10 protein-coding genes and 1 pseudogene are annotated in these 8,509 nt (G+C 36.5%); 5 read left to right on the top strand and 6 right to left on the bottom strand.

The genetic code is table 11. The features are described from left to right. Window positions 1–43: 43 nt before the first annotated feature. Window positions 44–369, bottom strand: a pseudogene (locus CL181_RS21445) (GxxExxY protein). 227 nt (window positions 370–596) lie between these two features. Between CL181_RS21445 and CL181_RS00540 the strand changes: the two are divergent. From CL181_RS00540 to CL181_RS00530, 3 genes are all read left to right on the top strand, one after another. After that, a complete protein-coding gene (locus tag CL181_RS00540; RefSeq protein ID WP_097297302.1) occupies window positions 597–1,280 on the top strand; it encodes a hypothetical protein in 684 nt (227 codons plus the stop codon). Window positions 1,281–1,368: 88 nt separating this feature from the next. Further along, window positions 1,369–1,800 (top strand): SRPBCC domain-containing protein, encoded by a 432-nt coding sequence (locus CL181_RS00535; RefSeq protein WP_097297301.1) that lies wholly within the window; start codon window positions 1,369–1,371, stop codon window positions 1,798–1,800. Window positions 1,801–2,180: 380 nt separating this feature from the next. Beyond that, entirely contained in the window at window positions 2,181–2,849 is a 669-nt protein-coding gene (locus CL181_RS00530; RefSeq protein WP_097297300.1) for a hypothetical protein, read from the top strand. A gap of 108 nt (window positions 2,850–2,957) precedes the next feature. Here the strand turns inward: CL181_RS00530 and CL181_RS00525 are convergent, their stop codons facing one another. After that, entirely contained in the window at window positions 2,958–3,578 is a 621-nt protein-coding gene (locus tag CL181_RS00525) for a cytochrome c biogenesis CcdA family protein (protein ID WP_176504984.1), read from the bottom strand. Window positions 3,579–3,857: 279 nt separating this feature from the next. Here CL181_RS00525 and CL181_RS00520 point away from each other — a divergent pair, with 279 nt between their 5' ends. Continuing rightward, window positions 3,858–4,403 carry an epoxyqueuosine reductase QueH gene (locus CL181_RS00520; protein ID WP_097297298.1) on the top strand — a complete coding sequence of 182 codons (546 nt, stop codon included), beginning with the start codon at window positions 3,858–3,860 and terminating at the stop codon, window positions 4,401–4,403. A gap of 17 nt (window positions 4,404–4,420) precedes the next feature. Here the strand turns inward: CL181_RS00520 and CL181_RS00515 are convergent, their stop codons facing one another. From CL181_RS00515 to CL181_RS00505, 3 genes are read right to left on the bottom strand one after another with little or no spacing between them, the layout of a single operon-like run. Then, window positions 4,421–4,696, bottom strand: a complete 276-nt coding sequence (locus CL181_RS00515; protein WP_097297297.1) for a type II toxin-antitoxin system RelE/ParE family toxin — start codon at window positions 4,694–4,696, stop codon at window positions 4,421–4,423. Window positions 4,697–4,700: 4 nt separating this feature from the next. Next, window positions 4,701–4,901, bottom strand: a complete 201-nt coding sequence (locus tag CL181_RS00510; RefSeq protein ID WP_097297296.1) for a hypothetical protein — start codon at window positions 4,899–4,901, stop codon at window positions 4,701–4,703. A 19-nt stretch (window positions 4,902–4,920) separates the two neighbouring features. Next, window positions 4,921–5,592 (bottom strand): hypothetical protein, encoded by a 672-nt coding sequence (locus CL181_RS00505; RefSeq protein WP_141398742.1) that lies wholly within the window; start codon window positions 5,590–5,592, stop codon window positions 4,921–4,923. 175 nt (window positions 5,593–5,767) lie between these two features. On the opposite strand from CL181_RS00505, the gene CL181_RS00500 reads away from it, so the two are divergent. After that, on the top strand, window positions 5,768–6,676 hold the full coding sequence (locus CL181_RS00500; RefSeq protein ID WP_097297294.1) for an ATP-grasp domain-containing protein: 909 nt from the start codon (window positions 5,768–5,770) through the stop codon (window positions 6,674–6,676). Here CL181_RS00500 and CL181_RS00495 read toward each other — a convergent pair. Next, window positions 6,662–7,684: a lysylphosphatidylglycerol synthase transmembrane domain-containing protein gene (locus CL181_RS00495; protein ID WP_097297293.1), complete on the bottom strand. Its 1,023-nt coding sequence runs from the start codon at window positions 7,682–7,684 to the stop codon at window positions 6,662–6,664. The two genes, CL181_RS00500 and CL181_RS00495, sit on opposite strands and share 15 nt — an antisense overlap. Window positions 7,685–8,509: the final 825 nt, after the last annotated feature.

Genomic DNA, 8,509 nt, shown 5'->3' with positions numbered 1-8,509 from the left:
TAACTTTGGGGCTATTACCTCGATAAAAGGTGGGCTATGGGCTCTACTCGACATTTGAGGCTTCTGTATATGATATTTCCTTTATATCATTCGAGAAGATTGCTCTATTGAAATCTGGTTTTTTACCAAAATTAAACAAAAGCCCGACTTGCTTATTGGTAGCTTTCAAATAATTGATCAATTGAGCTTTATTTTCCTCTCTCAAATCCTCAGCAGCTTTTATTTCTAAAATTACCAGGTCATTACAATAATATCTGCGAAATAATCTCCAACTACCTGATTTTTATAGAAAACTTTGATATTTTGCTGCTGTAAGACCTTGAAACATGCACTTTTTAATTCTATTATCAGGACATTTTTATAAGATATTCCAAACGCTATCTTTGTATTTCTTTAATATCTTTTATTATAACAATAAAAGGGATATTAATTTAAAAGTTTATGTATTTTAGGAAACGGTTTTTAAATTCGTGTTGCCGTTATCCGATTGTGGTTAATTGTAGTTACGTTACTATAACATACCTTTTTACTTCAAAAAAACTTAAAGATGAAAATCAGGCGCTTTCTTAAATACTATAAAATACCTTTTTTAGCCAATGATCGAGACTGAATATGAAAAGATACCTCATCCAAGTAGAGATATCGAATTTAAAGATGACATGAAGGATTTTATTATATGGTGGGAGTTGTTTAAAGAAGAAATTGAAAATAATGGCTCTTGGATAAAAGAACATAAATTTGATGGGTGGTTATTAATGTTGAAACAATTTCTCCCGAAAAAAACCAAAATAATGGGGACAGCTTTTTTAAAAGACATTGTTGAAATAAAAGATCACCGACTTTTGATATTGTTATCTCATCTCTATTTTGAAAATTTTATTAATGAAATTATTAGAAAAAGATTAAACTCATCATCGAAAATTTTAGATATGTCTTTTAGTACAAAATTAGAGATACTTCGTGCAACTAAAATTTTCGATGATTTTTATTATTCTGAGTTGAGATTTATAAATAACTTGAGGAATATGTATGCTCATAACCTTTATTTTGATGTTCTAAATTATAATTTTGATAAGTCCCTTGCAATAAAGAGCCTTAAAGTTCTCGATAAATATCGCTCAAAAAGAGCTAAAAGAAAGTTATGCGATTTCATTCTCAGAATATATCTGATTTATTTAGTTCTTATATTTAGCAAAAATTTTAAAGAGACAAATTTTCTGGATATAATGAAAGAAACGTCAGAAAAAAACAGAAATTCAATATCAAAAGCACCTTCCTGATGCCTCGCCGATTCACGGGGCGTAACTTTCTCATTTCAAGGCAAGAATTTATTATCAGTCCAATAATATAACTCCAATCATTCCCACCATGGAACTCAACACAGAAATCCAGATAAATGCCACCCCCGAACGAATATGGCAATTTCTAACCGATTTTGCCACTTACCCTCAGTGGAATCCATTCATTCGCAGGGCAAGCGGCAAACCGGAAAAAGGTGAACAACTCGAAGTTTATCTCCAGCCTGAAGGTGCAGGAGGCATGACCTTTCGACCCGGTGTTCTCATAGCGGAACCCGGTCGTGAACTGCGCTGGCGTGGGCACTTACTGTTTCCCGGCCTGTTTGACGGTGAGCACATTTTCATCATCGAGCCAATTGTTGCCGGAGGTGTGCGATTTATACAGCGTGAGATCTTTACTGGTTTGTTGGTTCCCCTTTTTGCGCATAAGCTGAATACTGAAACGCGCAGGGGCTTTGAAGATATGAATAAAGCTCTTAAACTAAGGGTGGAAGGAGAATAATAAAGGAAATCTAAAAACGCATTACGAGAAATGCCAGGACTTAGAGTGCTTGAAAGATAGAGGAAGCCATAAACAGTACTTCTCTTTGTGGTATAGGAAAGGCGTGGTTAATGGCTTCCTCATTTTCCTTACAGGACTCAAAACAATATAAATACCCCGATAATTATTTTAGTTTATTTTAGTTTTTAAAGGTACGCTGATAGATATTTTAGTTTTTAAAGGTCTATTCATAACTGTAATTGGCATCTTATTCAGGCCTGTTCGATGGTGAGCACATAGCGCTCTTTGTGGTGAAAAAAACCATGCGCTGCAAGGACGCATATTACCTCTCAGAAAAGGGTTATATCTCATCATCACAAATATCGATCGAGGTTTGAACAATGTTTATCGGTCACTATGGTATCGGCCTTGTACTCAAAAAGGTGGAACCGAGATTATCCCTTGGTCTGCTGATTTTCGGCGCTATCATGCTTGACATCCTGTTTGGGCTTTTTTTACTTTCCGGGATTGAGCACGCAAAGATCGTCCACGGCGCCACAGTGGTATCACCCTTTGAATTCTACGATTATCCCTATAGCCACAGCGCGGTGGGCGCGGTTTTGTGGGCTACAGCAGGCTTTCTGGCTTACTGGCTCTGGCCAACAGGGGATCGCACGCAAAGGAAGCGGCCGGCATTCATACTTACAATTGCGATATTCTCGCATTTCATTCTTGATGTCATCTCGCATACTCCTGATATTACTATCTCTGGGAACAATTCCCCCATACTTGGTTTATCTCTCTGGGACAGCCTTGCAGGTACAATGATCGTCGAATTTGGAATTTTATTTATAGGTATTTATCTTTACAGGAGCGCAACCTATAGTGTTTCATCCTCGGGAAAATATGGGTTTGCCTTGATGATATTGATCCTGGTGGTCTTATACATTGGAAACATCTTTGGTCCCCCGCCTCCAGACATGAAAGCTGTCGCCGTCACTATGACGGCAGGCCAGCTCGCGCTTGTTGCCCTTGCTTTTTGGGTCGATAGGAACCGGATCACGATTTAACCTGGACAGAGCCAATAATTTTGTGAATCCGAAATTGCTATCAATTAAGCGGTATAGTATTTATGAAGCGAAAAACGTTCGGTGCCTTAAAATTACTACCCTGAGTCGTTATTTCATTGCCAGATAGAAGAAATATCCTGCCGCAAAAACCATAATTATCCCAAGGATACGATCAAGCCAGATGCCTCCATCTTTGAGCTTTCTACGAACGGTTTTACCAGTTGCACCACCAATGGAACTTATGATGACAAGGGGTAGCATCATGCCTATTCCGAAAAGGAACGATACAGTAATGCCATATGCAACCGAACCTGATAATGCTGCAACTGCAAGCACGGCAAAGAGCATTGGAGCTACTCTCCCTATGGTTATTGCCCCAAACGACATGCCAAGCAGGAATGTTCCCAGCGGAGTGAATGATGTGGGCAGACGTAAACGTATAAAAATATCTCGAACAGGCAAATGATAAACACCAAAAAGCTGGAGTGCCATTATTAGCATCACGGCACCACTGGATGCATAGGCTATAGATGCATTGAACAGTACTACGCTTTTCCCAATATACGCGACGATGCCTCCAAGAGGAGCAAGAATGAGCAGCGTGCCGATGCCAAACGGTATAGTGAGCCTTAGTGAATCCCGTAATGGGTATCGAACCGCACCATCGCCTGCCACCGAACCTATGAGCGCAAGACACAGTACGGTATTGCATGTTTTTATATTTTCCAAGGTTTCACGACTCATCATGTAATGATGGTTTGCTCCGTTAACCGCTATGCTGTCTTGCTTTATCGATCATTGCATTTGAGTTATCCAAATTAAATTGTAAATACTTTTCCGGATTCCATTCGTTCATTTCAATCACCATTTTTTGGGAATATTGCAATTAACAGTCCCGCCAGGACTTTTTTAATTCATATTTTTAGTCCTTCTTTATCTTTAATTAAAATGAAATATAAGTCATGACGGTATTATAATAAAGTATAAAGAAACAAGGTAATAGATATTATGAAAATTCTCACACATGTTTGCTGCGCCCCATGTTTCACATATCCTCATAAACGAATGCTTGAGGAAGGACATGATGTAACAGCCTTTTTTTATAATCCCAATATCCATCCTTACCAGGAATATAAAAATCGCCTGGGATCGGTGGAAAAATATGTGGAGTTAAAAGGAACAAAAGTGATCTACGATAATAATTACGAGATTGAAAACTATCTCCGTGGAGCTCTTGCCGCAGCAGAACGATGCACATTCTGCTACACTGCCAGACTTGAACAAACCGCAAAAATGGCAAGACAACTGGAATTTGATGCTTTCACAACCACTCTTCTCATTTCACCATACCAGAAACATGATGCACTTGCCCGGGTCGGAGAAAAAATAGCTCAACAATGCGGGATCGCGTTCTATTATGAGGACTTCAGGGAAGGATATCAGGAATCCCGTGATATATCAAAGGATCTTGGACTTTATATGCAAAAATATTGCGGATGCATTTTCAGTGAAAAGGAGCGGTATTTTAAAAAATCCATTTTCTCAAATAAGTGAGGAGGGGACGATAAACACTATTTTCTTTTCTTGTATATTTTATCGTGGTGGTCAAAATCTTCGAATTTTACAACCTTATTTTTCTCATCTATTTTAAATATAAGGACAAATGATTTCAATACATGTACTCGATGAAATCCCTTAAAATCATAACCTAATGGCTTATATCTTTCCGGATTTTGAAGTATTTCATCGATCTTTTTAAAGATTGCCTCAAAGAGTGTATGATTCTTCACTTTTAGTTTCTTAAGTCTTTTAGTAAACTCTTCGCTATATATATCCGTATAATTCATTAAATCAATCCGCAAGTTCTTTTTCAAAATCTTTTCTTGAAATAAACTTACCCTGGTCGATTTTCTTCAATCTTATCAAATAATCCGGTCTAACTTGATGTAGATCGTCATTAATTTCATTGATTTGAATTTCGATTTTAAGGATCTTCTCTTTCATAAAAGTCAATTCATCTAAAATCCTTTGATTTAAGATTGCTTCAGACATAATTACATTGATATTTTTCTCATAGGTTATATATTTGACTTAGAGCTTGTCTGAAAATTTGATGTATAAAGTTAGATGGAGACATATTATAACGAACCAGAATCGTTATGATGCCTGTTTCTTTTATTCCAACTGTAATATTTTCATTGTTTGGTTGTAAAAATTCTTCTATCGAATAAGAGCCCATTAGCAAATATAAAGATGACATATTGATGATATAATATAATAACGGAATTGTAAATACAATAACGATAAACCCCAAAAACAATAAAATTGGATTTTTCTTTCTTTTCCAAAAATCTCCACGTGAGACATGGGAGATTGATTTAAATATATTGCAATCAAGTAGAAAAAGGCCAACAATTATTAATATTATAGTTAGAAGTGAAATATATATTAACAATATACCAGGATAATCTAATATTTTGATATTAAATATTATTTGAATAAAACCAAAAGTAAATGTTATAGTTAGTATTATAATACATTTTAATAAAAAGAATAATAGAATCATTGGAATCTCTATCAATAATATAGATACTAAACTCAATGCTATTTGTTGAAAATCAGCATCGTTCGGAATAACATTATTATTAAAAAAATTACCAATATATAATAAAATCGCTATTACACCACCTAATAAACCTATTGCAAGAGTTATTTCTTCAAAATCGGATTTGCTGGCAGGCATTAAGAACAGATCCTTCGTTATCAGGCATGTTAAGAATTGCTCCTTCGATGGCATTCTAAAACACATCATTAATATTTAATCCTTCCTAAATATTAAAACTGCTCATAAAAATATTCAGACAAGCTCTTATAGGAAACCGCAGTTTTAATACTTACCAGTCCATTACATCATTTTAATGAAAATCCTTGTGGCAGAATATGCAGTGGGTGCTGGCATCGAGGAATTCATGCTTGAAGGAAAAGCAATGCTTGATACCCTTGTGAAAAGTTTTGTTTCATGCGGACATGTTGTATTATATCCTTCGGCAGGCGTAAAACTTCAAGAAGGGAAGGCTGTCAGGACAACCGGATTTGAGGAAACGGTGAGGAAATTGTCAAAAGAATGTGATGCAGCTTTAGTGATCGCGCCTGATGAAATCCTCGGCGATCTGACCGAGATAGTTGAAAAAAATTCCGTGAACCTTGGATGCCCATCAAATTCAATACGCCTGTGTGCGGATAAATTGGAATGTACCCGTACCCTTTCGCATGCAGGCATACCTGTCCCGGAAACCATTGGAAGCGGTGAATACGGGGGGAAATATAATGGTGATTTCGTAATTAAACCCAGGTTTGGGTGTGCTTCCGAAGGGATATACAGAAGTAAAAGAGGAAAATTAAAAGAAGGTTTCATCGCTACTGCATTTGTTGAAGGAGAACACTTAAGCGTCAGTTTGATAACCGGGAAGACCCAGCTGCCCCTTACAGTAAACAGGCAGTTGATCGAGATCAAAGACAATTTTTCCTATAAAGGAAGCATAGTGCCATATCATTGCGAAAGGAACAAAGAGATAATTGATGTAGCAACAAAAACTGCAAGAATCCTGGGATGTTGCGGATATGCAGGCGTGGATATCGCGCTCGGGGATAAACCATATGTGGTGGATGTTAATCCCAGGCCGACCTCATCCATAATAGGGATATCAAAAGTGATGGAAACACAAATTGCTGACCTGATAATAAAGTCTAAATTCGGGGAACTTCCGGATCATGTGAAAATAAATGGCAGTTTCACATTTAAAAAGGATCAGTTATCTTTTTTTTAAAAGAACCCAGAAATAAAAAGCTCCCAATATAGTATTGAACCAGTAGGATGAAAGCCTGTAAAGAAGTGTTGCAAGTATTGCCATCTCAGCAGGCACACCTCCGGCTATGAAAAGGATTGCCATTGTACCGTCAACAATTCCAAGTCCTCCGGGCAGGAAAAGAGGAAGCCAGCCGCTTACCATGGATATGGTATAGGAAATGATCAATACACTGATATGGATATGAGTTTCATCTATGGACAGAAATACCATATATATCGCCATCAGGTCAAAAACCCATCCGAGATATGATAATACCAGAACTTTTGCAAGACCTTTCTTATCCTGGCGAATATTCCTGAGACCCCCATGGAATGAGTTAATCGACTCATCCACAGCAACCATGTATGCAGTATGGTCAAAGCCTTTTTTCACCAGTCCGATGAATGGAGCAAAAAAGCGGATGGATGAATGGACAAATGAAGATAATTTATCTTTCCTTATATAAAAATATATTATAAGAAAAAATATTGAAAGAGCAAGCCCGATAGAGAATACCAGTCCGACGATCTCCCAGAACCCCAGTTTCATCATGGGATTGGAAAACAGGAGCCAGATACCAAACATCCCGATCGTTAAAAATGGGAACATATTCAGCATCCTTACTGATACTATACCTGCAAAACATTCGGATTTGTTCGTTCCGGTTTCCTTCCCGAGATACATGGCTTTTACCGGTTCTCCGGCTGTCCCGAATGAAGGAGTTATATTGTTAATAAATGTTCCAGCCATAAAGAATTTGAATAATTTATAAAAGCTGATCTTTGCAGGAATCAGGCATCTCCATGAGGTGGTGAAGGTTATCATGTTCAATAAATTAAAAAATACTGCAAGCAAAAGTAAAGGTTTATTGACGTTTTTTATCAAAGTAAAAAATTTTTCAAATCCTATCTCGTTTGCGAAAATTGCAAAAATAACCGCACCAATTAGAATTACAAACAGAATATTTTTCGATTTGAATCTTTCCATGAAATCCCACCGATACTTGCTCTAACACTTAATAAGAATTGTGGCAAGAGCGGTCAAGTAACCCGTGGAGAGTGATGAAGGGTTTAAGTACGGCATCTAATTGATAATAATATTTATATATTAAATATATTTTAAAACTATGGAATTAGCCAATGGATAATTATATAGAATAATTTGCATATATAATGTGTACCCTAAATTAAGAGGATTATGGCATTCATAGAAATAAAAACAATCAAAGGAAAACAGTATAAATACCGCAGAAAGAGTGTGAGGAAAGGAGACAAATGTCAATGTTGAATACTTGGGTACCGTCGAACCAGTCTATAAGACCAGAAAGTTAGAAAAGCCAAGAAAATCAAATGCTTCCATTTTTGTTAGAGATCTTACACAGGAAGAATATGAAACCCTCAAAAAATTAACAAAATCCAGCGACTCATTCAAACGGGATAGGGCAAAGATTTTACTTTTATCTTCAGAAAAAGAACTTTCAAAATAAATTTCAGAAAAAATGAATTGCGAGGTAAGGACAGTAAGAAATGCTATCACCAGTTTTAACAAAAAAGGAAAAACTCCTATCAGGAAATTTTCAGAAAAAAAATGGACTAATGATAATGTTACAGAACCTTCGTGTTCATTATGGATGAATTCAATTGAACGCATTTTTTCTAGAATCCAAGTTGAAGTTTAGGATGACAGCGATTTCCAATCACATTTAGATACAATTTACACAGTTAGTGCATTCTTCGAAAAAGAGCTTAATTCAAGGTGAACAGGCTGTCCCAAATCCCACTTCAATGAAAAAATGACATTATTTTCAATTCG

The sequence above is a fragment of the Candidatus Methanoperedens sp. BLZ2 genome, assembly GCF_002487355.1.
Lineage (GTDB): Archaea > Halobacteriota > Methanosarcinia > Methanosarcinales > Methanoperedenaceae > Methanoperedens.
The sequence above is the reverse complement of the archived record's forward strand: the minus strand, read 5'-3'. Positions and strand labels throughout refer to the sequence as shown.